We start from the raw sequence: 25594 nt of genomic DNA on the forward strand, positions 1-25594 counted from the left end.
GTAGGCCGAGAACAATTTGGCGGCCATTATTGCAAGTAATTCTTGTTAACAAAAGTAATCTTGTTGCTTTTTTCGCCTATGGTCTAGCCATCCATCGTGTAGCGTGGTCGGGCTGATCAATTGGTCTAGGGAGTTTAGAGATGTCAGGCCTTTCCGTGATGGTGGTGGGATGTGGTGATGTAGGCGGGCGCCTTGCCCGGCAGATGCTTGCGCGCGGTTGGCAGGTGAGCGGCCTGCGTCGGTCGGTCGGGCAGTTGCCGGCGGGGGTCGTGCCGGTGGCTGCGGACTTGTCCGAGCCATCGATTCCCGACGCCTGGCCGCAGCGCGCGCCGGACTACCTGGTGTATTGCGTGGCGGCCAGCCAGCACGACGAGGCGGGTTACCAGGCAGCCTATGTCGACGGTTTGCGCCATGTGCTGGCCTGGCTGACCGAGCGTGGCCAACGCCCACGGCGCCTGCTGTTCGTGTCCAGCAGCAGCGTGTATGCACAGAAGGACGGCGAGTGGATCGAAGAAGGCGCCGCCACCGAGCCTGAAGGTTATTCCGGGCGGTTGATGCTGGAGGCTGAACGGCTGGCACTGGCCAGCGGCATCCCGGCCAGCGTGGTGCGCCTGACCGGCATCTATGGCCCGGGCCGCGAGTGGCTGCTCAGCCAGGTGCGCCAAGGCTACCGCGTGGCCGAGGAGCCACCGCTGTATGGCAACCGCATCCATGCCGAGGATGCTGCCGGCCTGTTGGCGTTCCTGTTGCAGGCGGATGCCGACGGCAAGGTGCTGGACGATTGCTACATCGGCGTCGACGACGACCCGGCGCCGCTGGCCGATGTGGTGGCCTGGCTGCGGGCGTACATGGGGGTAACCGAATGGTCGGATGAGCAGCGCGTGCGGCGCACCGGCAGCAAGCGCTGCAGCAACGCCCGGGCGCGGGCGTTGGGCTGGGCGCCGGCGTATCCGAGCTACAAGGAAGGTTATGCGGCCATCCTGAAAGGCCTGTGCTGAGGCTACTGGCCTCTTCGCGGGTAAACCCGCTCCCACAGATATACCACTGGTTTCAAGCCTGGCGGTGTACCTGTGGGAGCGGGTTTACCCGCGAAGAGGCCGGTGTATTCGGCCGCGATCCAGCAAGTCTCAATCCAGCTCCAGCACCCACTGGCGCTTGCCGGCTGCCAGCACTGGCATTTCATCCGGCTGCGCCCGGTTCACTGCCTGGAAAATCTCCAGCTTGTCGCCATCGCGCTTGAGGATGAACGGCGCGCCACGCTGGTTGCGCTCCAGCCACAGGCTGTCGTTGCTGCCACCCATGGTCGCGCAATCACCCGCCAGGCACAGGGCGAAACGGTCTGGCCCCGGCAGGCCGGTGACGTTGCCGGTGTCGCCGAAGCGCACGCTGGCACCTTTGCCCTGGCCTTCGATGATCTTCCAGTTGCCGCCCAGATAGGCCTGGTACAGGGCTTTCTCGAAGCTGCTGCCCAGTGGCGCATTGGCCGCCGTCGGCGCTTTGGCGCGCACGAAGGTCTGCTTGCCGCCGTTTTGATCGACAGCCTGCAGTTCGTCGCCATCGAGCGACAGCTGTTCAGTCTGGCCGCCCTGGAAGCTGGCCTGCCATTGCTTGTCGGTGGCGCTCAGCTGGCCGTCGGCCGCTTCGAAGCCATTGCTGTAGCTGGCCTGTTGGCTGGCAACGTCGAGCTTCCACTCGAACACCGGCCCGTGCTCATTGAGCGCCTGGCGCAGGCTGCCGCCCTTGACGGCCGCATTGATGGCGTCCTGGTTGATCCAGGTGCCGTTGAAATCTTCGGGTTTGTGGCTGGCGCAGCCGCCCAGAAGCAGGGCTGCCAGCGCTAGGGGCAGTGCTTGACGCATGACGGGGTAACCTTGCAGAGAAGGGAAGGTGACGGGCAGGGCGCCCGTCACCGGGGCATCATTCGATGACCAGGATGGCGTCCATTTCGACCTGGGCGCCTTTCGGCAGCGCGGCAACACCGATGGCGGCGCGGGCCGGGTAAGGCTGCTCGAAGTAGCGGCCCATCACCTCGTTGACCTTGGCGAAGTGGCTCAGGTCGGTGAGGAAGATGTTCAGCTTGACGATGTCCTTGAACGAACCGCCAGCGGCTTCAGCCACGGCCTTGAGGTTCTCGAACACTTGTACGGTCTGGGCTTCGAAGCCATCGACCAGTTCCATGGTCTTCGGGTCCAGCGGGATCTGGCCCGACATGTATACGGTGTTGCCGGCCTTGATCGCCTGCGAGTAGGTGCCGATGGCGGCAGGGGCCTTGTCGCTGTTGATGACGGTCTTGCTCATGATGACTCCTTGCGGTTGGCGGACTACGTACGCATGCGGGTGATGCGGACCACACCGGTCAGGGTACGCAGCTTCTTGATCACACGCGCCAGGTGCACGCGGTCGTGCACGCTGACCACCAGTTGGACCACGCTGATACGGCCGTCGCGTTCGTCCATGCTGATTTTCTCGATGTTGCCGTCGGCAGCGTTGACACTGCTGGCCAGCAAGGCAATCAGGCCGCGCTGGTGCTCCAGTTCGACACGCAGCTCGACATTGAATTCACCGGTGATGTCCTTGGCCCAGGAGAGCTGTACGCACTTCTCGGGGTTGTGGCGGATTTCACTGATGTTGCGGCAGTTTTCCAGGTGCACGACCATGCCCTTGCCGGCTGACAGGTGGCCCACGATCGGGTCGCCCGGGATCGGCGTGCAGCACTTGGCGTAGCTCAGCACCAGGCCTTCGGTACCGCGGATCGCCAGCGGGCCTTCCGGTGCTGGCAACTGCTCGCCTTCGGCCGACAGCAGGCGGCGTGCGACCACGTAGGCCATGCGGTTGCCCAGGCCGATGTCTTCGAGCAGGTCTTCGATCAGTTCCAGGCGGTACTCGGCGAGAATCGCCTGGATACGTTCCTGGGGGATCATCTCCAGGCTGCTGTCGAAGCCGGTGAGCACCTTGTTCAGCAGGCGTTCGCCCAGGCTGATGGACTCGGAGCGACGCTGCTGCTTGAGCGCGTGGCGGATGTGCGTACGCGCCTTGCCGGTAACCACGAAGTTGAGCCAGGCCGGGTTCGGCCGTGCGCCCGGGGCGCTGACGATTTCCACCGTCGAGCCGCTTTGCAGCGGTTCGGACAGCGGCGCCAGGCGGCGGTTGATGCGGCAGGCGATGCAGCTGTTGCCGACGTCGGTGTGCACCGCATAGGCGAAGTCGACGGCCGTGGAGCCTTTGGGCAGCTCCATGATGCGGCCTTTTGGCGTGAACACGTAGACCTCGTCCGGGAACAGGTCGATCTTCACGCTCTCGATGAATTCCAGCGAGTTGCCGGCACGTTGCTGCAGCTCGAGGATGCCCTTGACCCATTGGCGGGCGCGGGCGTGGCTGCCCTTGGGCTGCTCGTCGTCGTTGGACTTGTACAGCCAGTGCGCGGCGATGCCGTTGTTGGCCATCTCCTCCATCTCGCAGGTGCGGATCTGGATTTCGATGGGCACGCCGTGCATGCCGAACAGCGTGGTGTGCAACGACTGGTAGCCGTTGGCCTTTGGGATCGCGATGTAATCCTTGAAACGACCGGGCAGCGGCTTGTACAGATTGTGCACCGCACCGAGTACGCGGTAGCAGGTGTCGACCTTGTCGACGACGATGCGGAAGGCGTACACGTCCATGATCTCGTTGAAGGCGCGGCGCTTGCCGCGCATCTTCTTGTAGATGCCATAGAGGTGTTTCTGCCGGCCGCTGACCTCGCCCTCGATGCCGTCGGCAGCCAGGCAGTTGGCCAGCGAATGCTCGATCTTGGCGACGATTTCCTTGCGGTTGCCGCGAGCGCTTTTCACCGCACGGTGAATCAGCGACGAACGCATCGGATGCATGGCCTTGAAGCCGAGGTCCTCGAACTCCACGCGCACGGTATGCATGCCCAGGCGATTGGCGATGGGGGCGTAGATCTCGAGGGTTTCCTTGGCGATGCGCCGGCGTTTTTCGCCGGACAGCACTTCCAGGGTGCGCATGTTGTGCAGGCGGTCAGCCAGCTTGACCAGGATCACGCGGATATCGCGGGCCATGGCCATGGCCATCTTCTGGAAGTTTTCGGCCTGCGCCTCGGCCTTGGTCTCGAAGTTCATCTGGGTCAGCTTGCTGACCCCGTCGACCAGTTCGGCCACGGTCTCGCCAAACTGCTGGCTGAGGGCTTCCTTGGCGATGCCGGTATCTTCGATCACATCGTGCAGCATGGCTGCCATCAGGCTCTGATGGTCCATGTGCATGTCGGCGAGGATGCTGGCCACGGCCAGCGGGTGGGTCACGTAGGGTTCGCCACTGCGGCGGCGCTGCCCATCGTGGGCCTGTTCGGCGTAGAAATAGGCGCGCCGGACCAGGTTGACCTGTTCGGGGCCAAGATAGGTCGACAGCCGTTCGGCCAAGGCTTCTATACCCGGCATGGGTTTACCTCCTGCCGAGGAAGGGGGCCTTGCGCCGTGCGACGTCGACCTGGCATCAATCAGACAGCCTCGTTGTTCTCGTCCTCGAACGCGGCGAACACCGGATCCTCGGTGACGATCTCTTCAGCGGCGATGAACTCGTTGGTGACGATGCCTTCGGCGATTTCACGCAGGGCAACAACGGTCGGCTTGTCGTTTTCCCACGCAACGCGTGGCTCTTTGCCGCCGGTCGCCAGCTGGCGAGCGCGCTTGGTCGAGAGCATGACCAGCTCAAAGCGGTTATCCACGTGTTCCAGGCAGTCTTCAACAGTTACGCGGGCCATGGTCTTCCTCAGTAGCAATTGCGGTGGGCGTGCAGCCCGATAATGGGCAGGCGGACTCGATAGTTTAAAAAATCACCAGCCAATAGGGAAGCGCTGTTTTGTCGGGTGGTTACCTTCAAGCCCTGTGTTGCCTTCTTCGCGGCTGAAGCCGCTCCCACAGGGACCGCATTGTCCTCAGGTCCATCACCGCACCCTGTGGGAGCGGCTTCAGCCGCGAAAGGGCCGCAACAGACACTCTCGATACATGAGCCTGACGATACCCTCAGAGCATCGCGTCACGCAACCGCGGGGTCAGCTCCTCGAACAGGGTCTGCACCGAGCGCAACGCCCGGCAGTCCGGCCGGGTCAGCAGCCACAGCTGGGTGTCGCAACCCGGCAGCGGCCCGCTCAGCGCATCCACCCCGGGCAGCGCGTGCACCATGTAGTCCGGCAACGCTGCCACGCCGAGCCCGGCCGTGACCAGCTGGGCGATGGTCGACATGCCGCTGCACTGGTAGCGCGGGCTCAACCCCGGGTGCTGCTGGTTGCGCCAGACCACCGTGGGGTGGTCCTGCATCGAGTCGTCGGGGGCGATCCACGGCACGCTGGCAGGTGACTCTGCCAGGCGTTCGCGCCATTGCGGCTGGCCGCAGACTACGTAGGAGGTGGACCCCAGGTTGCGGCCCACCAGGTGCTCTGGTGGCGTGTTGGTCAGGCGCAGGGCAATGTCGGCATCGCGCCGGCTGAGATTGGCGAAGGTATTGGAAGTGCCCATCTCCAGCGACAAGGCCGGGTAGTTGGGCATGAACTCGGCCAGAGCCGGCAGCAGCAAGCTATGCATCACCGCCTCGGTACAGGTCAGCCGCACGGTGCCGCTGACCACCTGCTCGCCACTGGTCATGGCGATGCGCGCTGCCTCCAGCGCCTGCTCGGCGCGCTCGGCCTGTTCAGCCAAGGCCTGGGCGGTATCAGTCGGCAGGTAGCCCTTGCGGCTCTTGACGAACAAGGCGGTGCCCAGCGCCGACTCCAGTCGGCGGATCGAGCGGAAGACCGTCGACACGTCGACCTTGAGCAGCTCGGCGGCCTTGGCCAGCGAGCGGCCACGTTCCAGGGCCAGGACCAGTGAGAGGTCGGCATGGGTAATCTGATATTGCATTGGTGCACGCTCTGCTTGCCGAATTGCCAATGTCTGTTGCGTTTTGGCCATTTTATAGTGGAACGGCCCCCGGGAATCAATGCGCCCGGTCGGGTAACCAATCCCCGCGATGGGAAAGTGAAAAGAACAACAGCTGCAACCATCGTCGCCCGTGAGGCGCCAGCCGTATCCCCCACATCGCCGCAGCAAATCAAAGGATGTACAGCCATGACGTCGGTAACCCCGTGCGCCAGTTCTTCCAGCGAGATGAATGACTTCCTCCAGGCCCATCCGGACACGCAGTACGTCGACCTGCTGATCTCCGACATGAACGGCGTGGTACGTGGCAAGCGCATCGAGCGGGCCAGCCTGCACAAGGTGTACGAGAAGGGCATCAACCTGCCGGCATCGCTGTTCGCCCTGGACATCAACGGGTCCACCGTCGAGAGCACCGGCCTTGGCCTGGACATCGGCGATGCCGACCGCATCTGCTTCCCGATCCCCGGCACGCTGTCGGACGAGCCGTGGCAGAAGCGCCCCACCGCCCAGCTGCTGATGACCATGCACGAGCTGGATGGCCAGCCGTTCTTCGCCGACCCGCGCGAAGTGCTGCGCCAGGTGGTGAGCAAGTTCGATGACCTGGGCCTGGATATCTGCGCCGCGTTCGAGCTGGAGTTCTACCTGATCGACCAGGACAACCTCAACGGGCGCCCGCAGCCGCCGCGCTCGCCGATTTCCGGCAAGCGCCCGCAGTCGACCCAGGTGTACCTGATCGACGACCTCGACGAGTATGCCGACTGCCTGCAGGACATGCTCGAAGCGGCAAAGGAGCAGGGCCTGCCCGCCGATGCCATCGTAAAGGAAAGCGCCCCGGCACAGTTCGAGGTCAACCTGCACCATGTGGCCGACCCGCTGAAGGCCTGTGACTATGCGATCCTGCTCAAGCGCCTGATCAAGAACGTTGCCTACGACCATGAAATGGACACCACCTTCATGGCCAAGCCCTACCCGGGCCAGGCAGGCAACGGCCTGCACGTGCACATTTCGTTGCTGGACAAGAAAACTGGCAAGAACATCTTCGCCAGCGACGACCCGCTGCAAAGCGACGCGTTGCGCCACGCCATCGGTGGCGTGCTGGAGACCATGCCCGCGTCGATGGCCTTCCTCTGCCCGAATATCAACTCCTATCGCCGCTTCGGCGCGCAGTTCTACGTGCCCAATGCGCCAAGCTGGGGCCTGGACAACCGCACCGTGGCCGTGCGCGTGCCCACCGACAGCAGCGACAACGTGCGCCTCGAGCACCGCGTGGCCGGCGCCGACGCCAACCCCTACCTGATGCTCGCGGCGATCCTCGCCGGTGTTCACCATGGCCTGACCAATCAGGTCGAGCCGCAGGCACCGATCGAAGGCAACTCCTACGAACAACTGGAGCAGAGCCTGCCGAACAACCTGCGCGATGCCCTGCGCGCGCTGGACGACAGCGAAGTCCTCAACCAATACATCAGCCCGGACTACATCGATATCTTCGTGGCCTGCAAGGAAAGCGAACTGGCCGAGTTCGAAGTATCGATTTCCGACCTCGAGTACAACTGGTACCTGCACACGGTGTAAGCCCATGAGCGCAAATGCGGTCCCCTTGATCGGTGTCAGCGCCTGCCGCCAGCAGGTGGGGAAGAACTCGTCGCATACGGTAGGCGACAAGTATGTCGAGGCGGCCGGCTTTGCCGGCTTGCCATTGATCTTGCCGGCCCGCGACGGGGGCAGCGACACGCAGGCGCTGCTGGCTCGTCTGCACGGCATTGTTTTTACCGGCTCACCTTCAAATATCGAACCGCATCATTACAATGGCGCCCCCAGCGCGGCGGGTACCCGGCACGATCTGGCACGCGATCGCCTGACCCTGCCGCTGTTGCAGGCGGCCATTGCCGCTGGTGTGCCGGTGTTCTGTATTTGCCGTGGCTACCAGGAATTGAATGTGGCGCTGGGCGGCAGCCTGCACCAGCGTGTGCAGGAACTGCCCGGCTACCTTGACCACCGTGAACCTGAGGACGCACCCCTGGAGGTGCAATACGGCGCTCGTCACCTTGTCGGCATCGAGCCTGGCGGGTTGTTCGAGCGCCTGGGCCTGGCTGCGCAGTTCGAGGTCAACTCGCTGCACAGCCAGGGCATCGACCGCCTGGCCCCGGGCCTGCGCGTCGAGGCACGGGCCCCGGATGGCCTGATCGAAGCGGTGTCCATGCCTGCGGCGCCGGGCTTTGTGCTTGGCGTGCAGTGGCACCCGGAGTGGCGATTTACCGAGAACCCGGTCTCGCGGCGCCTGTTCCAGGCGTTTCGCGAGGCCTGCATTGCTTACGCTACACGGGAGGGCGCACGGCAGGAGGCATTCTGACGTCACCCGAAGGTCTCGGATGACTTGTTCCCGGCAACAAGCTTTCAATGAGTGAAAGCGGGCCTTGTGCGCAAGGCCTGTGAAAACAATTCCAAAATTTACGGCAAATACTCATGAGCAATTACACAGAAGCCGGCCGCCCACCCGATGTGGCGGCCGACGCGGGCAACACCCAGCGCAGCAAGGGCCTGGCCACGGGCCGGCTGGGCTTGCTGGCCAGCGTGGTGCTGGGCATTTCCACCATCGCCCCGGTCTACACCCTGACCGGCGCCCTTGGCCCGACCGTGCGCGAAGTGGGCGCACACCTGCCAGCGGTGTTCATCGTCGGCTTCCTGCCGATGCTGCTGGTGGCCCTGGGCTACCGCGAACTGAATTCGGCGGAGCCGGACAGCGGCACTTCGTTTACCTGGTCGGCGCGTGCCTTCGGCCCGATGATCGGCTGGATCGGCGGCTGGGGCCTGGTGGTCGCCACCACCATCGTGTTGTCGAACCTGGCCGGGGTGGCGGTCGATTTCTTCTACCTGTTCCTTGGCCAGATCACCGGCAAGCATGAGCTGGCGGCATTGGCCGACAACCTGCTCATCAACATAACCACCTGTTGCGTGTTCATCGCCCTGGCGGTGTGGATCTGCTGTCGCGGCATGACCACCACCATGACCGTGCAATACGGCCTGGTGGCCCTGCAGTTGCTGGTGCTGATCGGATTTGCCTTTGCCGCTTTCGGCGAAACCACGGCGCCGCCACCGCTGGAATTCGATTTCGCCTGGTTCAACCCGTTCGGCGTCGAATCGTTCTCGGCCTTTGCCGCCGGGCTGTCGCTGTCGATCTTCATCTTCTGGGGCTGGGATGTATGCCTGACCGTCAGCGAGGAATCGGTCGGCAGCGACGAGGTGCCGGGCAAGGCGGCTACCTGGACCGTGCTGCTGATCCTCGGCCTGTACCTGTTCACCGCGATTGCCACCCTGCAGTTTGCCGGTATCAGTGAACAGGGCCTGGGCCTGAACAATCCACGCATCCAGGAAAACGTCTTTGCTCACCTGGCCGGCCCGGTCATGGGGCCGCTGGCGATTCTGATGTCCATCGCCGTGCTGGCCAGCACCGCGGCGTCGCTGCAGTCGACCTTCGTGTCGCCTGCGCGCACCCTGTTGGCCATGGGTTACTACGGTGCGGTGCCGCAGAAGTTCGCCAGTGTCTGCCCACGTTCGCAGACCCCGCGTTACGCCACCATCTGCGCTGGTGTGGCTGCGGGCCTGTTCTACGTGACCATGCGCACCCTGAGCGAGAACGTGTTGGCGGATACCATCACTGCACTGGGCATGATGATCTGCTTCTACTATTCGCTGACGGCCTTCGCCTGTGTCTGGTACTTCCGCCACAGCCTGTTCGACAGCCTGCGCCACTTCCTGATGCGCGGCCTGTGCCCGCTGGTGGGTGGGGTGATCCTGTCGGTGATCTTCTTGCGTACCGCCATCGACAGCGCCTCGCCGGACTTCGGCAGCGGCTCGCATGTGGGCGGGCTGGGGCTGGTGTTCGTGATCGCCGCGATCATCTCGGTGCTGGGCATCGTGCTGATGATGCTGTCGCGCCTGCGCGCGCCGGCATACTTCCTGGGGGCTACCCTGCGTCAGCAGGCTACCTTGCCTTTGCAGGAATAAAGCTGGGGGCGCTTTGCGCCCCATTCGCAGCACAAGGCTGCTCCTGCAATGGCGCGATGTACGCTGTCGATGTAGGAGCAGCCTTGTGCTGCGAATGGGCTGCAAAGCAGCCCCGTTCGCTCTTTCAGGAAAGTAGTTCTTTCAGCAGCCCGCTGTTGCGTTGTTGCTGCTTCTTCAGCCGCAGGCGATTGGAGCGGAACACCGCTTTCAAATCCTCCAGCGCCACGTCGAAATCATCGTTGATGATCACGTAGTCGTACTCGTCGTAGTGCACCATCTCGCTGACCGCTTCCTGCATGCGCCCGGCAATGATTTCTTCGCTATCCTGCCCGCGGCCATCCAGGCGCTCGCGCAGGGCCTGCTGGCTTGGCGGCAGGATGAACACCGACAAGGCCTCGGGCATCAGCTTGCGTACCTGCTGGGCGCCTTGCCAGTCGATCTCCAGGATCAGGTCATTGCCCTGGTCGAGCACCTCTTGCAGCGCGCTGCGCGAAGTCCCGTAGAAATTGCCGAACACTTCGGCGTGTTCCAGGAAGTCACCCTTGGCGATCAGCCCCTTGAAGTCGTCATGGCTGACGAAGTGGTAGTTCACGCCGTGCTCTTCGCCTGGGCGCATGGCGCGGGTAGTGTGCGAGACCGAGACGCTTACGCGCTTGTCGGCCTTGATCAGGGCGGTGACCAGGCTGGTCTTGCCGGCGCCCGAAGGGGCCGAAACGATGTAGAGGGTGCCGCTGCTGTGGTTCATGGTCGGGGTGGCCTTACTCGATGTTCTGTACTTGTTCACGCATCTGTTCGATCAATACCTTCAGGTTGACCGCCGCTTGCGTGCTGCGTGGGTCGAAGGCCTTGGAGCCTAGGGTATTGGCCTCGCGGTTGAGTTCCTGCATCAGGAAGTCCAGGCGTCGGCCGGCGGCACCGCCACCCTTGAGCACCCGGCGTACTTCGGTGACGTGAGTGCTGAGGCGGTCGAGTTCCTCGGCCACGTCGCTCTTCTGCGCCAGCAGCACCATCTCCTGCTCCAGGCGCTGCTGGTCGAGTTCGGCCTGCATGTCGCCGAAGCGGTCGAGGATCTTCTGCCGTTGTGCTGCCAGCATCTGCGGCACCAGGGCACGCAGGGTGGTGACTTCGCTGGCCATGTTGTCCAGACGTTCGTTGATCAGCCGGGCCAGTTCCTGGCCTTCACGCTGGCGCCCGGCCTTGAGCTCGGCCAGAGCCTCATCGAACAACGCCATGGCTTCTGTATTCAGTGCCTGTGGATCGCTGGCGTCGGCTACCAGCACGCCTGGCCAAGACAGCACCTCCAGCGGGTTCAGTGGTGCCGGCTGTTTGATCAGCCCGGCCACTTCCTCGGCGGCGGCAACCAGCTGCGCGGCGCGCTCGCGGTCCACCTTCAGCGGTTTGCCGTTGCTGTCTTCGTTGAGCCGCAAGGTGCATTCCACCTTGCCCCGTGACAGGCCCTGGCGCAGGCCTTCACGCACGGCGCCTTCGAGGTCGCGCAGGGCCTCGGGCAGGCGCAGGTGCGGCTCCAGGTAACGGTGGTTGACCGAACGCAGCTCCCAGACCAGGGTGCCTTGGCTGCCGGCGCGCTCGACTCGAGCAAAAGCGGTCATGCTGTGCACCATGGGGAGTACCTCGCGTATATGAATGAACGGTGGGAGCCTCTCGGCTGCAAGGCGCAGGATTGTAGCGCAGTGGGGCCTTGGCGCCCAATCCACCCATGTTACCGACGGGTGGCCTGGCCGGTAGGAAAAGGCGACGGGCTGTGCCGGGCGCGACAATAGGCATGTCTTCCCCGGGCCGTGGGCTCTATAATGCTCGGCAGATTCAAAGTCCCAGTACAGGTATCCCAGATGAAACGTCCAAGTGGTCGCGCCGCCGATCAGCTCCGCTCGATCCGCATCACCCGCAACTACACCAAGCACGCCGAAGGGTCGGTACTGGTCGAGTTCGGTGACACAAAGGTCATCTGCACGGTCAGCGTGGAAAACGGTGTGCCGCGCTTCCTCAAAGGCCAGGGCCAAGGCTGGCTGACCGCCGAATACGGCATGCTGCCGCGCTCCACCGGCGAGCGTAACCAGCGCGAAGCCAGCCGTGGCAAACAGGGTGGCCGCACCCTGGAAATCCAGCGTCTCATCGGTCGTTCGCTGCGCGCCGCGCTGGACATGAGCAAACTCGGTGACATTACCCTGTACGTCGACTGCGACGTGATCCAGGCCGATGGCGGTACCCGTACCGCGTCCATCACCGGTGCCATGGTCGCCCTGTGCGACGCCTTGGCGGTGATCAAGAAGCGCGGTGGCCTGAAGGCCGGCAACCCGCTCAAGCACATGATCGCCGCAGTGTCGGTGGGCATGTACCAGGGCGAAGCGGTGCTTGACTTGGACTACCTGGAAGACTCCGCTGCCGAAACCGACCTGAACGTGGTCATGACCAGCGCCGGTGGTTTCATCGAAGTGCAGGGTACTGCCGAAGGCGCGCCGTTCCAGCCTGAAGACTTCAACGCGATGCTCGCCCTGGCACAGAAGGGCATGACCGAGATCTTCGAACTGCAGCAGGCGGCGCTGGCCGACTGAACCCAGCCAGGGAGGTGCGGGGCATGAGCGAATCCAACCTGTCGATCACCCCGCCCAATGCCGAAATCCGGCAGTGGGCGATGTTCTGCCACCTCTCCGCGCTGCTGGGCCTGGTGGTGCCGCTCGGGCACTTGCTGGGCCCGCTGGTGCTGTGGCACCTCAAGCGCGAGCAAGACCCTTTCATCGACGCCCAGGGCAAAGAGGCGCTGAACTTTCAGATCAGCGTGACCATTGCCGGGTTCATCTGCTTCCTGCTGATGTTCGTGTTCATCGGACTGATGCTGTTCGCCATGCTGATGGTCGCGGTGATGATCCTGATCATCATCGCGGCTGTGCGGGCGAATGAGGGCAAGCCGTATCGCTACCCGATGATCTGGCGGCCGATCAAATAATGCTGGGGCTGCTTTGCAGCCCTATCGCGACACAAGGCCGCTCCTGCAAGGGATATGCATTCCCCTGTAGGAGCGGCCTTGTGTCGCGATAGGGCCGCAAAGCGGCCCCATGCCTTCAGATGGTCAACGTCCAGTCATAGTCGACGATCAGCGGCGCATGCTGGGAGAAGCGCGGCTGACGCGGCAGGCGGGCGTTGCGCACGAAGCGGCGCAGGCCCGGAGTGAGGATCTGGTAGTCGAACCGATAGCCCAGGTTGAGCATCTCGGCCTGCTCGTTGTCCGGCCACCAGCTGTACTGGTCGCCTTCACGGCTGACTTCGCGCAGGGCATCGACGTAACCCATCTCGCCGGTGATCGCATCCATCCAGGCGCGCTCCGGCGCCAGGAAGCCCGGCGACTGCTGGCTGTCACGCCAGTTCTTGATGTCGAGCTTCTGCTGCGCCACGTAGAACGAGCCGCAGTAGATGTATTCGCGACGCTTGCGACGCTGTTTGTCCAGGTACTTGGCGAAGTCGTCCATCAACTTGAACTTCTGGTTCAAGTCTTCGTCGCCGTTCATGCCCGAAGGCAGCAGCAGGCTGGCAATACTGACTTTGTCGAAATCTGCTTGCAGATAACGCCCGTAGCGGTCGGCTGTCTCGAAGCCCAGGCCGGTGATGACTGCCTTGGGCTGCATGCGCGAATACAGGGCCACACCACCTTGGGCAGGCACCTCCGCGTCGCAGGCATAAAGGAAATAGCCATCGAGCTGGAAAGCTGGGTCATCGAGTTCAAAGGCCGAGGCGCGGGTATCCTGAAGGCAGATGACGTCGGCATTCTGGGCTTGCAGCCAGCTGAGCAAACCACGCTCGGCCGCAGCCTGAATGCCATTTACGTTCACACTGATGATCCGCATAAATGGCCCCAAAAATCTCGTGCGTGTATGATACCCGAGCTCAACCCATTTAGCTAAATCCGTGGTGTCCGGGACTATCCATGCAGCCGTATCAGCGCGACTTCATCCGTTTTGCCATCGATCGCGGGGTACTGCGTTTCGGTGAATTCACCCTGAAATCGGGGCGAACCAGCCCATATTTCTTCAATGCCGGCCTGTTCAACACCGGTTCCGCCCTGGCCGAACTGGGCCGTTGCTATGCCGCAGCCATCGTCGACAGCAAGATCCCGTTCGATGTGCTTTTCGGCCCGGCCTACAAGGGTATCCCGCTGGCAGCGACTACTGCCGTGGCCCTTGCCGATCAGCATCAGCTCGACGTGCCATGGTGCTTCAACCGCAAAGAAGCCAAGGACCACGGTGAAGGTGGCAGCCTGGTCGGTGCACCACTGGCTGGTGATGTGCTGATCATCGACGATGTGATCACTGCCGGTACCGCCATTCGTGAGGTCATGCAGATCATCAAAGCCCAGCAGGCCAAGGCCGCAGGCGTGCTGATCGCGCTGAACCGCGAAGAGCGTGGCAATGGCGAGCTGTCGGCGATTCAGGAAGTGGAGCGCGACTTCGGTATTCCGGTGGTCAGCATCGTTTCGCTGACGCAGGTGCTGGAGTTCCTGGCCGATGACCCGCAGCTGAAGCAGCATCTGCCGGCTGTGGAAGCTTACCGGGCGCAATACGGGATCTGATCCGGGTCTGGAAATGAAAAAGGCGACCTTCTTGTGAAGGTCGCCTTTTTTGTGTCGCCTGTTCTGGCCTCTTCGCGGGTAAACCCGCTCCCACAGGGTTGGCGCTATCCCTGTGGGAGCGGGCGTGCCCGCGAAGAGGCCTGTGCAGGTTAACCAACCAATCAGCGCGGCTTGCGGTTGGTAATCAGGGTACCCACGCCGCTGTCGGTGAAAATCTCCAGCAGCACCGCATTCGGCACGCGGCCGTCGATGATGTGCGAGCTGTTCACGCCGCCCTGCACCGCATCCAGCGCGCACTTGATCTTCGGCAGCATGCCGCCGTAGATGGTGCCGTCGGCGATCAGTTCGTTGACCTGCTCGGTGGTCAGGCCGGTCAGTACTTCGCCCTGCTTGTCCATCAGGCCGGCGATGTTGGTCAGCAGCATCAGCTTCTCGGCCTTCAGCGCCTCGGCTACCTTGCCTGCCACCAGGTCGGCGTTGATGTTGTACGACTCACCGTTGGCACCCACGCCGATCGGCGCGATCACCGGGATGAAGTCACCCTTCACCAGCATGTTCAGCAGGTCGGTGTTCACGCTTACCACTTCGCCCACGTGGCCGATGTCGATGATTTCCGGGGTGGTCATCTCGGGCGTCTGGCGGCTGACGGTCAGCTTGCGGGCGCGGATCAGCTCCGCGTCCTTGCCAGTCAGGCCGATGGCGCTGCCGCCGTGGCGGTTGATCAGGTTGACGATGTCCTTGTTGACCTGGCCACCCAGCACCATCTCCACCACATCCATGGTCGCCGAGTCGGTGACGCGCATGCCGTCGATGAAGTGGCTTTCGATCGACAGGCGCTTGAGCAGGTCGCCGATCTGTGGGCCACCACCGTGGACCACTACCGGGTTGATGCCCACAGCCTTCATCAGCACGATGTCACGGGCGAAGCCGGTCTTGAGCTCCTCGCTCTCCATCGCGTTGCCGCCGTACTTGATCACCAGGGTCTTGCCGACAAAGCGGCGAATGTAAGGCAGTGCTTCGGACAAAACCTCGGCTACATGGGAAGCGGCATCGCGATCGAGGGTCATGCAGGGCTCCTGTAAGGAACAGATAGTCGGTCAGAACGGCAGTTGCAGCTCAGGCTCAACCCGCAGCAACTGGGTACGGAAAACATCCTTGATACGTTGCAATTCGGCGTCGCTGTCGGCCTCGAAACGCAGCACCAGCACCGGGGTGGTGTTGGAGGCGCGAACCAGGCCCCAGCCGTGGGCGTAATCCACCCGCACACCGTCGATGGTGGTCAGGTTGGCTTCGCCCCAGTCGGCGTCGCGTTGCAGTGCATCAATGATGCTGAATTTACCCTCGTCGGTCACATCAATATTGATTTCCGGCGTGGAAATATCGTTCGGGAAGGCGGCAAACAGGTTTTCGGCGCTCTGATCGGCCTTGCTGAGGATCTCCAGCAGGCGCGCGGCGCTGTAGATGCCGTCGTCGAAACCGTACCAGCGTTCCTTGATGAAGATGTGACCGCTCATCTCGCCGGCCAGCAGCGAGCCGGTCTGCTTCATCTTCTTCTTGATCAGCGAGTGACCAGTCTTCCACATCAGTGCGCGGCCGCCGTGCTGCTTGATCAGCGGGGTCAGGCGACGGGTGCATTTGACGTCGAAGATGATCTCGGCGCCCGGGTTGCGCGACAGTACGTCCTGGGCAAACAGCATCAGCAGGCGGTCGGGGTAGACGATGCTGCCGGTGTTGGTCACCACGCCGACGCGGTCGCCGTCACCGTCGAAAGCCAGGCCGATATCGGCGCTGGTTTCCTTGACCTTGGCGATCAGGTCTTCGAGGTTTTCCGGCTTGCCCGGATCCGGGTGGTGGTTGGGGAAGTTGCCGTCCACCTCGCAGAACAGCGGGATGACCTCGCAGCCCAGGGCTTCGATCAGCTGTGGGGCCACCACACCGGCAGCGCCGTTGCCGCAATCGACCACGACCTTGAGCTTCTTGGCCAGCTTCACGTCGCCGACGATCTGCTGGAAGTAGCGATCGAGGATCTCGACCTTCTGCACGTTGCCTTCGCCGCGCGGTACGTCGTTGGTTTTCAGGCGGGTCAGCAGTGCCTGGATCTGTTCGTTGGCCAAGGTATCGCCGGCGATGACGATCTTGAAGCCGTTGTAGTCCGACGGGTTGTGGCTGCCGGTCAGCATCACACCGGACTTGCCGGCCAGCACGTTGGCTGCGTAGTACAGCGCCGGGGTGGGCACCAGGCCGACGTCGCTGACCTGGCAGCCGGCATCGACCAGGCCCTTGATCAGCTGTTCGACCAGCATCGGGCCGGACAGGCGGCCATCGCGGCCGACCGAAACCTGCGGTTCGCCCTGGGCCAGGCTCTGCGCGCCGATGGCGCGGCCGATCCAGTAGGCGGTTTCGGCGTGAAGGGTCTTGCCGACCACGCCGCGAATGTCATAAGCGCGGAAAATGCTGTCTGGCAGTGCGGCGGGTACCAGGTGGGCCATGTCGTTCATCTCTGGAAGCTCCATTAGTCAAAGGCTTTCTGGGCAGGCGCAAACTGAACGCTTGGACGGTGGTTTCGCCAGAGAGTTCGCCATCCTTGGCCTGAACGGTCATTTCTCGGCTCAGTGGCTGCCGGAATGGCCGAAGCCGCCAGCGCCGCGCTGGCTTTCATCGAACGCTTCGACGATGTCGAAATGGGCTTGTACCACGGGTACCAGCACCAGCTGGGCAATGCGCTCGCCAACGGCGATGGTGAACGGCGTGTTGCCACGGTTCCAGCACGACACCATCAGCTCGCCCTGGTAGTCCGAGTCGATCAGCCCGACCAGGTTGCCCAGCACGATGCCGTGCTTATGGCCCAGGCCCGAGCGCGGCAGAATCACCGCCGCCAGGCTCGGGTCGCCGATGTAGATCGACAGGCCGGTGGGGATCAGCAGGGTCTGGCCTGGCTCGAGGACGGTGTCTTCCTTGAGCAGGGCGCGCAGGTCGAGGCCGGCGGAACCGGGGGTGGCGTAGGTCGGCAGCGGGAATTCGCTACCCAGGCGTGGGTCGAGGATCTTGGCTTGAAGAGCGTGCATGTAACTTATTGAACCTGATTGAGCCGTTCGGCGATGAAGGCGACCAGTTGCCGGGCAATCTTGCCTTTGCTGGTCTGCGCGAAGAGGGTCTGGTGCTGCTGGCGGTCGATCACGGTCAAGGCGTTTTCCTCGCTGTTGAAGCCGATGCTGGGGTTGGCCACATCATTGGCGACGATCAGGTCGAGGTTCTTGTCCTTGAGCTTGCGCGTGGCGTAATCGAGCAAGTGTTCGGTCTCGGCGGCGAAACCGACGCTGAACGGGCGGTCGGCGCGGCCAGCGATGGTGGCAAGGATATCGGGATTGCGCACCATCTGCAGCAGCATGCCGTCGCCGGTCGTAGGATCTTTCTTCAGTTTTTGCGTGGCAACGACTTCCGGGCGGTAGTCCGCAACCGCCGCAGAGGCGATGAACAGGTCGCACGGCATGGCCGCTTCACAGGCCGCGAGCATGTCCCGCGCGCTGACCACGTCGATTCGGCTGACCCGGTCGGGGGTCGGCAGGTGTACCGGGCCGGTGACGAGGGTGACCCGAGCCCCGGCTTCGGCGGCCGCTTCGGCCAGGGCGAAGCCCATCTTGCCGGAGCTATGATTGGTGATGTAGCGCACCGGGTCGATGTTTTCCTGGGTCGGGCCGGCGGTGATCAATACGTGCTTGCCGGTCAGGGCCTGGCGCTTGAAGCTTTCCGCGGCGCACCAGGCCAGGTCGGTGGCTTCAAGCATGCGGCCAAGGCCCACATCGCCACAGGCCTGGCTGCCGGACGCCGGGCCGAACACCTGGATGCCACGGCTCTTGAGCAGGTCGAGGTTGGCCTGGGTCGCCGGGTCGCGCCACATGGCCTGGTTCATGGCCGGGGCCACGGCGACGGTGGCATCGGTAGCCAGCACCAGGGTGGTCAGCAGGTCGTCGGCCATGCCCTGGGCCATGCGCGCCATGAGGTCGGCGGTGGCCGGGGCGATCAGCACCAGGTCGGCCCACTTGGCCAGTTCGATGTGGCCCATGGCCGCTTCGGCGGCAGGGTCGAGCAGGTCCATGTGCACCGGGTGGCCCGACAGCGCCTGCAGGGTCAGCGGGGTGATGAACTCTGCACCACCACGGGTCATGACGACGCGCACCTGCGCGCCGTGCTCCAGGAGTCGGCGAATCAGTTCGGCGCTTTTGTAGGCGGCAATGCCGCCACCCACGCCGAGAACGATGCGCTTGCGATACAGCCGCTGCATAGGCTTGCCTTTTTCCAGTGAGAGCGGGCGTCGACGTTTGAAAATGCCTGCGGCAGAACGTCGCATGTACGAGGCGAAATAGATTAACACAGGGCCGAAATGGGCCGCAGCAAGGGCAGAGGGACGGGATGAATATCAGGGAATGGCCGGCTGAAGAGCGGCCGAGGGAGAAGTTGCTGCAGCGTGGGGCCGGAAGCCTGACGGACGCGGAATTGCTGGCTGTATTTCTCGGCTCAGGTGTGCGTGGGCGCAATGTCGTGGAGCTGGCGCGAGGTCTGCTCGTGAAGTTCGGGGGGTTGCGCCAGTTGCTGGAGGCAGACCGTGAGGCCTTCGTCGGCGAGCTTGGGTTGGGCCCGGTGAGGTACAGCCAGCTGCAGGCGCTGCTAGAGATCGGGCGCAGGCACCTTGCAACTTCGATTGAGCGTGAATCCGCGATGGACAGCCCGGCAACGGTGAGGCGCTATTTGAAAGCGATGCTGCGACATGAAGTCAGCGAGGTGTTCGGATGCCTCTTTCTCGATACCAAGCACAGGCCGTTGGCGTTTGAGATCCTCTTCCGAGGCACGATAGATCGGGCCAATGTCTACCCGCGCGAAGTGGTACGACGGGCGTTGCTGCATAACGCGGCGGCCTTGATCCTGTGCCACAACCACCCCTCGGGCAACAGTGAACCCAGCCAGGACGATGTGCATCTGACCCTGTCGTTGAAGCGGGGGCTGGCGTTGATCGATGTGCGGGTGCTGGATCACATCATCATCGGTGACGGCGAGCCGCTGTCGATGGTCGAGCATGGGTGGATTGTGGCCTGAGGAAAAACTGGAGTTTTGTGCTGCAGTACCGGCCCTTTCGCGGGTAACCCGCTCCCACAGGTACTGCACCCATCTTGAATGTGGTGCAGCACCTGTGGGAGCGGGTTCACCCGCGAAAGGGCCGGCACAGGTTTACTTGGTTACGGAAACCTTGCTGAAGTCCAACCGCCCGAACGGGCTCACCTGATACCCCTCAACCCCCTGACGCAACAGTGTCGCCGCCGTAGGGTGCGCCAGTGGCACCCATAGCGCCTGCTGCTGTATCAGCGTCTGCGCCTGCTGGTAAAGCCGGCTGCGCACGCTCTGGTCGTTGGTGGTGCGCCCGGCGCTGATCAACTGGTCCAGGCGGCTGTCGCAGAAGCGTGCGAAGTTGGTCCCAGACTGCACCGCCGCGCAGGAAAACTGCGGGCTGAGGAAGTTGTCCGGGTCGCCGTTGTCACCCGCCCAGCCCATGAACAGCAGGTCATGCTCGCCCGCCTTGGCGCGGCGGATCAGCTCGCCCCACTCGATAACGCGGATTTCCGCTTTCACGCCAATCTTCGCCAGGTCAGCCTGCAGCATCTGCGCGCCAAGGCTGGGGTTGGGGTTGAGCAGGCTACCTGAAGGACGGGTCCAGATCGTGGTGCTGAAACCTTCGGCCAGGCCGGCCTTGGTCAGCAGGGCCTTGGCTTTCTTCAGGTCCAGCGGGTAGCCGGGCAAGTCCTTGGCGTAGCTCCAGGTGTTGGGCGGGTAGGGGCCGTTGGCAGCCACCGCGGAATCTTCGAACACGGCCTTGAGGTAGGCCTGCTTGTCGAAGGCCAGGTTGATGGCCTGGCGCACCTCCGGCTTGTCCAGCGGCGGGTGCTGGCTGTTGATGGCGACAAAGGCAGTCATGAACGCCGGGGTGCTGGCCACCTTGAGGTTGCCGTCCTTTCCAGCTTCGGCAATGTCCAGCGGTTTGGGCGACAACGCGACCTGGCACTCGCCGCGCTTGAGCTTCTGCAGGCGTACGTTGGCATCGGTGGTGATGGCGAAGATCAGCGGGTCGACCGCCGGCTTCCCGGCGAAGTAGTCGGGGTTGGCGCGGTAGCGCACCACGGCGTCCTTCTGGAAACGCTGGAAGACGAATGGCCCGGTGCCGACCGGCTGGCTGTTGAGCTTCTCCGGCGTGCCGGCCTTGAGCAGTTTGTCTGCGTACTCGGCGGAGTAGATCGAGGCGAAGCCCATGCTCAAGGTAGCCAGGAACGTGGCATCCGGGTGGTTGAGGGTGAAGCGCACGGTGTTCGGTGCCGGCGCCTCGATCGCCTTGATCAGGCCGCCCAGTTGCAGCGACTGGGCATGCGGGTAGCCACCCGGCGCAGTCTTGTGCCAGGCGTGGGCGGGGTAGAGCATGCGCTGGAAGCTGAACAGCACATCGTCGGCGTTCAGGACGCGGCTTGGCTTGAAGTAGGCGGTGCTGTGGAATTTCACATCATCGCGCAGGGTGAAGTCGTAGATCAGGCCGTCGGCCGAAACAGTCCAGCTGGCCGCCAGGCTCGGCACCACCTTGCCTTGCGCCGCGTCGAACTCCACCAGGCGGTTCATCAGCACATCGGCCGTGGCGTTGGTAGTGGTCAGCGAGTTGTACTGCACCACATCGAAGCCTTCGGGGCTGGCCTCGCTGCAGACGCTCAGCGGGGCTGCCTGGGCAACGCCGGCAGCGAACAGGGCGCCTGCGGCGAACAAGGAGTTGAACAATAAGGAAAGGGCGGCGGCACGCATGGTGGCTCCTTGGCTGTCAGTGGCCCATCTGCCAGTGCAGTCTGGAAAAGGCCTACCCTAGTGTGCCCGTCGGGAAATGACCACACCCTTTTTTACAAAACTGTCGACGAGCGGTCGACGGCTGGCGGCGCCTGCCGCTATGCTGGCCCGGCGCGCTTGGTCGGTGCCGGAAACGTATCTTCTGTTGTTGTGGCCGAGTCTTTCTGGTATAAAGCAGCGCTCTTTTCTAGGGGCTCGGCCTGTCGCGTCAGCGTATCCGGTCGGTAAGACCTCCAGAATCACGGCGCCCAGGCGCCAAAGACTGAGAGATTAAGCGGCCAACCCATGCCGGGTTGGGCATGTGGTTTTAGAGGGCTGAGTCATGTCGAGAGTCTGTCAAGTTACTGGTAAGGGTCCAGTAACCGGGAACAACATTTCCCACGCAAACAACAAAACCCGTCGTCGTTTCCTGCCGAACCTGCAGCACCACCGTTTCTGGGTTGAATCCGAGAAGCGTTTCGTGCGTCTGCGCGTTTCCGCCAAAGGCATGCGTATCATCGACAAGCGCGGCATCGACGCCGTTCTGGTTGACATCCGTAAAGCTGGCGCCAAGGTTTAAGGGAGAACATCATGCGTGAATTGATCCGTCTGGTTTCGAGTGCCGGTACCGGCCACTTCTACACCACCGACAAGAACAAGCGCACCACTCCGGACAAAATCGAGATCAAGAAATATGATCCGGTTGTTCGCAAGCACGTGGTGTACAAGGAAGCCAAGATCAAGTAATTGATCGGCGACCTGAAAAAAACCCGCATCCGAAAGGACGCGGGTTTTTTTATGCCTGTCAGGGCCTCTTCGCGGGTGAACCCGCTCCCACAGGTAGAGCGCCATCCTCAACGATTGCGAGGCCCTGTGGGAGCGGGTTTACCCGCGAAGAGGCCGGCACAGCCTCAAATCATTTCTGCTCGAACATCACATAGATCTTGCGGCAAGGCTCCAGCACCTCCCAGGTGCCCTTGAAGCCGGCCGGGATGACAAACCGATCACCGGCACGCAGGGTCTTGGCTCCGCCATCCTGGTCCCGCAGCACCGAAACGCCCTGGACGATCTCGCAGTATTCATGCTCGGTGTAGTTCACCGTCCACTGCCCCACCTCGCCTTCCCACACGCCTGCGGCAAACTGCCCGCACGGGCTGGAATAATGGTTGTAGACCGCCTGGTCTGGCTCGCCCTTGAGGATTTTTTCCGCCGCCGGGCGGTAGCGTTCGGCCTCGGTGATGACCTGCGCGAAGTCGATGATGCTGGCGATACTCATGGTTCGGCTCCTGTTTTTGTTTAATAAAATGCACATCAGTAGGCTTTTGAGCCTTCTGTGTCAAATATATTGATAGTTTACCCGGGCTGGTTTAGGGTATCGCTTGCCAGTGTGCGCTCGTCGCCCGGCCAGAATTCTGACAACGCCTGTGAGTCCTCAGTGCGGCGTTGCACCTAAACAAGAGGAGGAGTTTCGTATGACCACCCTGACTCGTGCGGACTGGGAACAACGTGCCCAGCAACTGAAGATCGAAGGCCGTGCCTTCATCAACGGCGAATACACCGATGCCGCATCCGGTGAAACCTTCGAGTGCCTGAGCCCGGTCGACGGACGCTTCCTGGCCAAGGTTGCCAGCTGCGACCTGGCCGATGCCAACCGCGCTGTGGAAAACGCCCGTGCCACCTTCAACTCCGGCGTTTGGTCGCAGCTGGCCCCGGCCAAGCGCAAAGCCAAGCTGATCCGCTTCGCCGACCTGCTGCGCAAGAACGTCGAAGAGCTGGCGCTGCTAGAAACCCTGGACATGGGCAAGCCGATCGGCGACTCCTCCAGCATCGACATCCCGGGTGCGGCGCAAGCCATTCACTGGACTGCCGAAGCCATCGACAAGGTCTATGACGAAGTCGCTCCGACCCCGCACGACCAGCTTGGCCTGGTTACCCGCGAACCAGTGGGTGTGGTAGGTGCCATCGTACCGTGGAACTTCCCGCTGCTGATGGCCTGCTGGAAGCTCGGCCCAGCCTTGGCCACCGGTAACTCGGTAGTGCTCAAACCGTCCGAAAAATCGCCGCTGACTGCCATTCGCATCGCCCAGCTGGCTATCGAAGCCGGTATCCCGGCTGGCGTGCTGAACGTGCTGCCAGGCTACGGCCACACCGTGGGCAAGGCCCTGGCGCTGCACATGGACGTCGACACCCTGGTATTCACCGGTTCGACCAAGATCGCCAAGCAGCTGATGGTTTACGCGGGCGAATCGAACATGAAGCGCATCTGGCTGGAAGCCGGTGGCAAGAGCCCGAACATCGTCTTCGCCGACGCTCCGGACCTGCAAGCCGCCGCCGAAGCTGCCGCCAGCGCCATCGCCTTCAACCAGGGTGAAGTGTGCACTGCCGGATCGCGCCTGCTGGTGGAGCGTTCGATCAAGGACAAGTTCCTGCCGATGGTGGTCGAGGCCCTGAAAGGTTGGAAGCCAGGCAACCCGCTGGACCCACAGACCACTGTCGGTGCGCTGGTGGACACTCAGCAGATGAACACCGTGTTGTCGTACATCGAGGCTGGCCACAAGGACGGCGCCAAGCTGCTGGCCGGCGGCAAGCGCACCCTGGAAGAAACCGGTGGCACCTATGTCGAGCCGACCATCTTCGACGGCGTGACCAACGCCATGCGCATTGCCCAGGAAGAAATCTTTGGCCCGGTGTTGTCGGTGATCGCCTTCGATACCGCCGAAGAAGCCATCGCCATTGCCAACGACACGCCGTATGGCCTGGCCGCTGGCATCTGGACCTCGGACATCTCCAAGGCCCACAAGACCGCCCGTGCCGTGCGCGCTGGCAGCGTCTGGGTCAACCAGTACGACGGCGGCGACATGACCGCGCCGTTCGGTGGTTTCAAACAGTCGGGCAACGGCCGTGACAAGTCGCTGCATGCGCTGGAGAAGTACACCGAGCTGAAGGCGACCTGGATCAAGTTGTAATCCCGGGGGGCCGCTTTGCGGCCAATTCGCGGGTGAACCCGCTCCCACAGGTACTGCACCGCTCTCAAGGGCGGTGGTGTACCTGTGGGAGCGGGTTTACCCGCGAATGGCCATGGAAAATTCTTGGCCTGGGAGGCTGCAATGCGTTGGGGTACCTACTTCGCCGTACTGGCATCGGTGCTAAGCGTCGGGCTGGCACTCGGCGTGAGCATGCCGCTGGTATCCCTGCGCCTGGAGGCCTGGGGCTACGGCAGCTTCGCCATCGGCGTGATGGCCGCGATGCCGGCGCTGGGCGTGCTGGTAGGTGCCAGCCTGGCCAGCCGCCTGGCCGGCTGGGTTGGCGTGCCCTCAGCCATGCGCCTGTGCCTGTGGGGCGGGGCGCTGTCGATCGGCCTGGTCGCACTGCTGCCCAGCTACCCATTGTGGTTGCTGCTACGGTTGCTGATCGGCATGTCGCTGACCGTGGTTTTCATACTCGGCGAAAGCTGGATCAACCAGCTGGTGGTCGAGCAATGGCGTGGTCGCCTGGTGGCGCTGTACGGCAGCAGCTATGCCCTCAGCCAGCTGGCCGGGCCGCTGGTGCTGGGCTTTCTCGGTTCGGATGATGACTTCGGCTTCTGGGCCGCTACCGGCTTGTTGCTGGTGGCACCGCTGATTCTCCTCGGCCGTGGCGGGGCACCCAGCACGGAGGCCTGCAGCGTCACCTTCGGCGACCTGTTCTCCTTCTGCCGGCGCTTGCCCGTAATCGCCTGGGCCATTGCCCTGTTCGCCTCGTTCGAGGCGATGATCCTGACCTTGTTGCCGGTGTATTGCCTGCAGCAGGGCTTCAGCACCGAAGTCGCCCTGTTCATGGTCAGTACCGTGGTGGTAGGCGATGCGGTGCTGCAGCTGCCCATCGGGGCGCTGGCCGACCACATGTCGCGACGTTCTCTGTTCACCGGCTGCGCGGTAACGCTGCTGGTGTCCAGCCTGGCGATTCCACTGCTGCTGCATACACCAGCGATCTGGCCGCTATGGGTGCTGTTCGGGGCCAGTGCGGGGGGCTTGTTCACCTTGTCGCTGGTGCTGATTGGCGAACGCTACCGGGATGATGCGCTGGTGCGGGCCAACGCTCATGTGGCGCAGCTGTGGGGTATTGGCTGCTTGCTCGGGCCATTGCTGGCGGGGGCAGGCAGCCAATGGATCAGCGGGCATGCGTTGCCGTTGCTGATGGCGGTGGGCGCGGCGGGGTTGGTGGTGTTGACCCGTCGGCGTGGGGCCTTCGAGCCGGTGTCTGCCTGATGGAT

26 protein-coding genes are annotated in these 25594 nt (G+C 63.1%); 12 read left to right on the forward strand and 14 right to left on the reverse strand.

From position 1 onward, the window contains the following. Positions 1-140 precede the first annotated feature (140 nt). Positions 141-998 (forward strand): SDR family oxidoreductase, encoded by an 858-nt coding sequence (locus tag J5M58_RS01870; protein ID WP_207877007.1) that lies wholly within the window; start codon positions 141-143, stop codon positions 996-998. A gap of 129 nt (positions 999-1127) precedes the next feature. Here the strand turns inward: J5M58_RS01870 and J5M58_RS01875 are convergent, their stop codons facing one another. The 5 genes from J5M58_RS01875 to J5M58_RS01895 all read right to left on the reverse strand — a co-directional run bounded on the left by J5M58_RS01875 (position 1128) and on the right by J5M58_RS01895 (position 5888). Beyond that, positions 1128-1859: a hypothetical protein gene (locus J5M58_RS01875; RefSeq protein ID WP_207877009.1), complete on the reverse strand. Its 732-nt coding sequence runs from the start codon at positions 1857-1859 to the stop codon at positions 1128-1130. A 58-nt stretch (positions 1860-1917) separates the two neighbouring features. Then, the gene (locus J5M58_RS01880) at positions 1918-2298 is read right to left on the reverse strand and encodes a RidA family protein (RefSeq protein ID WP_085621514.1); all 381 of its coding nucleotides are present in this window, start codon (positions 2296-2298) and stop codon (positions 1918-1920) included. Positions 2299-2321: 23 nt separating this feature from the next. Next, complete coding sequence (gene spoT, locus J5M58_RS01885; protein ID WP_207877011.1) at positions 2322-4430, reverse strand: bifunctional GTP diphosphokinase/guanosine-3',5'-bis pyrophosphate 3'-pyrophosphohydrolase; 2109 nt, start codon at positions 4428-4430, stop codon at positions 2322-2324. Positions 4431-4489: 59 nt separating this feature from the next. Beyond that, positions 4490-4753: a DNA-directed RNA polymerase subunit omega gene (gene rpoZ, locus J5M58_RS01890; protein WP_003253383.1), complete on the reverse strand. Its 264-nt coding sequence runs from the start codon at positions 4751-4753 to the stop codon at positions 4490-4492. A gap of 262 nt (positions 4754-5015) precedes the next feature. Continuing rightward, positions 5016-5888: a LysR family transcriptional regulator gene (locus J5M58_RS01895; RefSeq protein ID WP_013974798.1), complete on the reverse strand. Its 873-nt coding sequence runs from the start codon at positions 5886-5888 to the stop codon at positions 5016-5018. Positions 5889-6095: 207 nt separating this feature from the next. Here J5M58_RS01895 and J5M58_RS01900 point away from each other — a divergent pair, with 207 nt between their 5' ends. From J5M58_RS01900 to J5M58_RS01910, 3 genes are all read left to right on the forward strand, one after another. Then, on the forward strand, positions 6096-7478 hold the full coding sequence (locus J5M58_RS01900; RefSeq protein WP_015272334.1) for a glutamine synthetase family protein: 1383 nt from the start codon (positions 6096-6098) through the stop codon (positions 7476-7478). A 4-nt stretch (positions 7479-7482) separates the two neighbouring features. Beyond that, the gene (locus J5M58_RS01905) at positions 7483-8256 is read left to right on the forward strand and encodes a gamma-glutamyl-gamma-aminobutyrate hydrolase family protein (protein WP_112249421.1); all 774 of its coding nucleotides are present in this window, start codon (positions 7483-7485) and stop codon (positions 8254-8256) included. A 113-nt stretch (positions 8257-8369) separates the two neighbouring features. After that, positions 8370-9911: an APC family permease gene (locus J5M58_RS01910; protein WP_112249420.1), complete on the forward strand. Its 1542-nt coding sequence runs from the start codon at positions 8370-8372 to the stop codon at positions 9909-9911. Between the two features lie 124 nt (positions 9912-10035). Here J5M58_RS01910 and gmk read toward each other — a convergent pair whose 3' ends face one another. Together gmk and J5M58_RS01920 are read right to left on the reverse strand one after the other, a co-directional pair. Next, positions 10036-10656, reverse strand: coding sequence for a guanylate kinase (gene gmk / locus J5M58_RS01915; protein WP_112249419.1), 621 nt, complete (start codon positions 10654-10656; stop codon positions 10036-10038). 13 nt (positions 10657-10669) lie between these two features. Continuing rightward, a complete protein-coding gene (locus tag J5M58_RS01920; RefSeq protein ID WP_207877013.1) occupies positions 10670-11533 on the reverse strand; it encodes a YicC/YloC family endoribonuclease in 864 nt (287 codons plus the stop codon). 228 nt (positions 11534-11761) lie between these two features. Here J5M58_RS01920 and rph point away from each other — a divergent pair, with 228 nt between their 5' ends. Beyond that, a complete protein-coding gene (rph, locus tag J5M58_RS01925; RefSeq protein ID WP_051096411.1) occupies positions 11762-12484 on the forward strand; it encodes a ribonuclease PH in 723 nt (240 codons plus the stop codon). A gap of 23 nt (positions 12485-12507) precedes the next feature. Further along, entirely contained in the window at positions 12508-12876 is a 369-nt protein-coding gene (locus J5M58_RS01930) for a DUF4870 domain-containing protein (RefSeq protein WP_112249417.1), read from the forward strand. A 115-nt stretch (positions 12877-12991) separates the two neighbouring features. On the opposite strand, the gene J5M58_RS01935 is transcribed toward J5M58_RS01930, so the two are convergent. Next, a complete protein-coding gene (locus J5M58_RS01935; protein WP_003253401.1) occupies positions 12992-13771 on the reverse strand; it encodes an exodeoxyribonuclease III in 780 nt (259 codons plus the stop codon). Between the two features lie 80 nt (positions 13772-13851). On the opposite strand from J5M58_RS01935, the gene pyrE reads away from it, so the two are divergent. Further along, positions 13852-14493, forward strand: a complete 642-nt coding sequence (gene pyrE, locus J5M58_RS01940; protein ID WP_207877015.1) for an orotate phosphoribosyltransferase — start codon at positions 13852-13854, stop codon at positions 14491-14493. Between the two features lie 161 nt (positions 14494-14654). Here pyrE and argB read toward each other — a convergent pair whose 3' ends face one another. From argB to coaBC, 4 genes are all read right to left on the reverse strand, one after another. Beyond that, positions 14655-15560, reverse strand: a complete 906-nt coding sequence (argB, locus tag J5M58_RS01945) for an acetylglutamate kinase (protein WP_085621522.1) — start codon at positions 15558-15560, stop codon at positions 14655-14657. Positions 15561-15590: 30 nt separating this feature from the next. After that, complete coding sequence (locus tag J5M58_RS01950; protein WP_207877017.1) at positions 15591-16991, reverse strand: phosphomannomutase/phosphoglucomutase; 1401 nt, start codon at positions 16989-16991, stop codon at positions 15591-15593. Between the two features lie 111 nt (positions 16992-17102). Then, positions 17103-17558: a dUTP diphosphatase gene (gene dut / locus J5M58_RS01955; protein ID WP_133969737.1), complete on the reverse strand. Its 456-nt coding sequence runs from the start codon at positions 17556-17558 to the stop codon at positions 17103-17105. Between the two features lie 5 nt (positions 17559-17563). Next, positions 17564-18775 carry a bifunctional phosphopantothenoylcysteine decarboxylase/phosphopantothenate--cysteine ligase CoaBC gene (coaBC, locus tag J5M58_RS01960; RefSeq protein WP_207877019.1) on the reverse strand — a complete coding sequence of 404 codons (1212 nt, stop codon included), beginning with the start codon at positions 18773-18775 and terminating at the stop codon, positions 17564-17566. A 128-nt stretch (positions 18776-18903) separates the two neighbouring features. Here coaBC and radC point away from each other — a divergent pair, with 128 nt between their 5' ends. Further along, a complete protein-coding gene (radC, locus tag J5M58_RS01965) occupies positions 18904-19584 on the forward strand; it encodes a DNA repair protein RadC (protein ID WP_207877021.1) in 681 nt (226 codons plus the stop codon). A gap of 132 nt (positions 19585-19716) precedes the next feature. On the opposite strand, the gene J5M58_RS01970 is transcribed toward radC, so the two are convergent. After that, complete coding sequence (locus J5M58_RS01970; RefSeq protein WP_112249411.1) at positions 19717-21324, reverse strand: ABC transporter substrate-binding protein; 1608 nt, start codon at positions 21322-21324, stop codon at positions 19717-19719. Between the two features lie 361 nt (positions 21325-21685). Between J5M58_RS01970 and rpmB the strand changes: the two genes are divergently transcribed. Both rpmB and rpmG read left to right on the forward strand, forming a co-directional pair. Continuing rightward, complete coding sequence (rpmB, locus tag J5M58_RS01975) at positions 21686-21922, forward strand: 50S ribosomal protein L28 (protein ID WP_003253504.1); 237 nt, start codon at positions 21686-21688, stop codon at positions 21920-21922. 11 nt (positions 21923-21933) lie between these two features. After that, on the forward strand, positions 21934-22089 hold the full coding sequence (gene rpmG / locus J5M58_RS01980) for a 50S ribosomal protein L33 (RefSeq protein WP_003253507.1): 156 nt from the start codon (positions 21934-21936) through the stop codon (positions 22087-22089). Between the two features lie 169 nt (positions 22090-22258). Here rpmG and J5M58_RS01985 read toward each other — a convergent pair whose 3' ends face one another. Next, positions 22259-22618, reverse strand: coding sequence for a cupin domain-containing protein (locus J5M58_RS01985; protein ID WP_112249410.1), 360 nt, complete (start codon positions 22616-22618; stop codon positions 22259-22261). 196 nt (positions 22619-22814) lie between these two features. On the opposite strand from J5M58_RS01985, the gene J5M58_RS01990 reads away from it, so the two are divergent. Further along, positions 22815-24308: an aldehyde dehydrogenase gene (locus tag J5M58_RS01990; RefSeq protein WP_112249409.1), complete on the forward strand. Its 1494-nt coding sequence runs from the start codon at positions 22815-22817 to the stop codon at positions 24306-24308. 141 nt (positions 24309-24449) lie between these two features. Further along, a complete protein-coding gene (locus J5M58_RS01995; RefSeq protein ID WP_112249408.1) occupies positions 24450-25589 on the forward strand; it encodes an MFS transporter in 1140 nt (379 codons plus the stop codon). Positions 25590-25594: the final 5 nt, after the last annotated feature.

It is taken from the genome of Pseudomonas sp. 32_A, assembly GCF_017490905.1.
Taxonomy (GTDB): domain Bacteria; phylum Pseudomonadota; class Gammaproteobacteria; order Pseudomonadales; family Pseudomonadaceae; genus Aquipseudomonas; species Aquipseudomonas inefficax.

What these genes read in the sequence shown, in the direction of transcription:
- J5M58_RS01930 (WP_112249417.1), top strand. Translation starts at nt 12,508, where the DNA reads ATGAGCGAATCCAACCTGTCGATCACCCCGCCCAATGCCGAAATCCGG.
- radC (WP_207877021.1), top strand. Translation starts at nt 18,904, where the DNA reads ATGAATATCAGGGAATGGCCGGCTGAAGAGCGGCCGAGGGAGAAGTTG.
- dut (WP_133969737.1), bottom strand. Translation starts at nt 17,558, where the DNA reads ATGCACGCTCTTCAAGCCAAGATCCTCGACCCACGCCTGGGTAGCGAA.
- J5M58_RS01905 (WP_112249421.1), top strand. Translation starts at nt 7,483, where the DNA reads ATGAGCGCAAATGCGGTCCCCTTGATCGGTGTCAGCGCCTGCCGCCAG.
- J5M58_RS01910 (WP_112249420.1), top strand. Translation starts at nt 8,370, where the DNA reads ATGAGCAATTACACAGAAGCCGGCCGCCCACCCGATGTGGCGGCCGAC.
- J5M58_RS01875 (WP_207877009.1), bottom strand. Translation starts at nt 1,859, where the DNA reads ATGCGTCAAGCACTGCCCCTAGCGCTGGCAGCCCTGCTTCTGGGCGGC.
- pyrE (WP_207877015.1), top strand. Translation starts at nt 13,852, where the DNA reads ATGCAGCCGTATCAGCGCGACTTCATCCGTTTTGCCATCGATCGCGGG.
- J5M58_RS01990 (WP_112249409.1), top strand. Translation starts at nt 22,815, where the DNA reads ATGACCACCCTGACTCGTGCGGACTGGGAACAACGTGCCCAGCAACTG.
- spoT (WP_207877011.1), bottom strand. Translation starts at nt 4,430, where the DNA reads ATGCCGGGTATAGAAGCCTTGGCCGAACGGCTGTCGACCTATCTTGGC.
- J5M58_RS01985 (WP_112249410.1), bottom strand. Translation starts at nt 22,618, where the DNA reads ATGAGTATCGCCAGCATCATCGACTTCGCGCAGGTCATCACCGAGGCC.
- J5M58_RS01880 (WP_085621514.1), bottom strand. Translation starts at nt 2,298, where the DNA reads ATGAGCAAGACCGTCATCAACAGCGACAAGGCCCCTGCCGCCATCGGC.
- rpmG (WP_003253507.1), top strand. Translation starts at nt 21,934, where the DNA reads ATGCGTGAATTGATCCGTCTGGTTTCGAGTGCCGGTACCGGCCACTTC.
- rph (WP_051096411.1), top strand. Translation starts at nt 11,762, where the DNA reads ATGAAACGTCCAAGTGGTCGCGCCGCCGATCAGCTCCGCTCGATCCGC.
- coaBC (WP_207877019.1), bottom strand. Translation starts at nt 18,775, where the DNA reads ATGCAGCGGCTGTATCGCAAGCGCATCGTTCTCGGCGTGGGTGGCGGC.
- rpmB (WP_003253504.1), top strand. Translation starts at nt 21,686, where the DNA reads ATGTCGAGAGTCTGTCAAGTTACTGGTAAGGGTCCAGTAACCGGGAAC.
- argB (WP_085621522.1), bottom strand. Translation starts at nt 15,560, where the DNA reads ATGACCCTCGATCGCGATGCCGCTTCCCATGTAGCCGAGGTTTTGTCC.
- rpoZ (WP_003253383.1), bottom strand. Translation starts at nt 4,753, where the DNA reads ATGGCCCGCGTAACTGTTGAAGACTGCCTGGAACACGTGGATAACCGC.
- J5M58_RS01935 (WP_003253401.1), bottom strand. Translation starts at nt 13,771, where the DNA reads ATGCGGATCATCAGTGTGAACGTAAATGGCATTCAGGCTGCGGCCGAG.
- J5M58_RS01920 (WP_207877013.1), bottom strand. Translation starts at nt 11,533, where the DNA reads ATGGTGCACAGCATGACCGCTTTTGCTCGAGTCGAGCGCGCCGGCAGC.
- J5M58_RS01895 (WP_013974798.1), bottom strand. Translation starts at nt 5,888, where the DNA reads ATGCAATATCAGATTACCCATGCCGACCTCTCACTGGTCCTGGCCCTG.
- J5M58_RS01870 (WP_207877007.1), top strand. Translation starts at nt 141, where the DNA reads ATGTCAGGCCTTTCCGTGATGGTGGTGGGATGTGGTGATGTAGGCGGG.
- J5M58_RS01970 (WP_112249411.1), bottom strand. Translation starts at nt 21,324, where the DNA reads ATGCGTGCCGCCGCCCTTTCCTTATTGTTCAACTCCTTGTTCGCCGCA.
- gmk (WP_112249419.1), bottom strand. Translation starts at nt 10,656, where the DNA reads ATGAACCACAGCAGCGGCACCCTCTACATCGTTTCGGCCCCTTCGGGC.
- J5M58_RS01995 (WP_112249408.1), top strand. Translation starts at nt 24,450, where the DNA reads ATGCGTTGGGGTACCTACTTCGCCGTACTGGCATCGGTGCTAAGCGTC.
- J5M58_RS01950 (WP_207877017.1), bottom strand. Translation starts at nt 16,991, where the DNA reads ATGAACGACATGGCCCACCTGGTACCCGCCGCACTGCCAGACAGCATT.
- J5M58_RS01900 (WP_015272334.1), top strand. Translation starts at nt 6,096, where the DNA reads ATGACGTCGGTAACCCCGTGCGCCAGTTCTTCCAGCGAGATGAATGAC.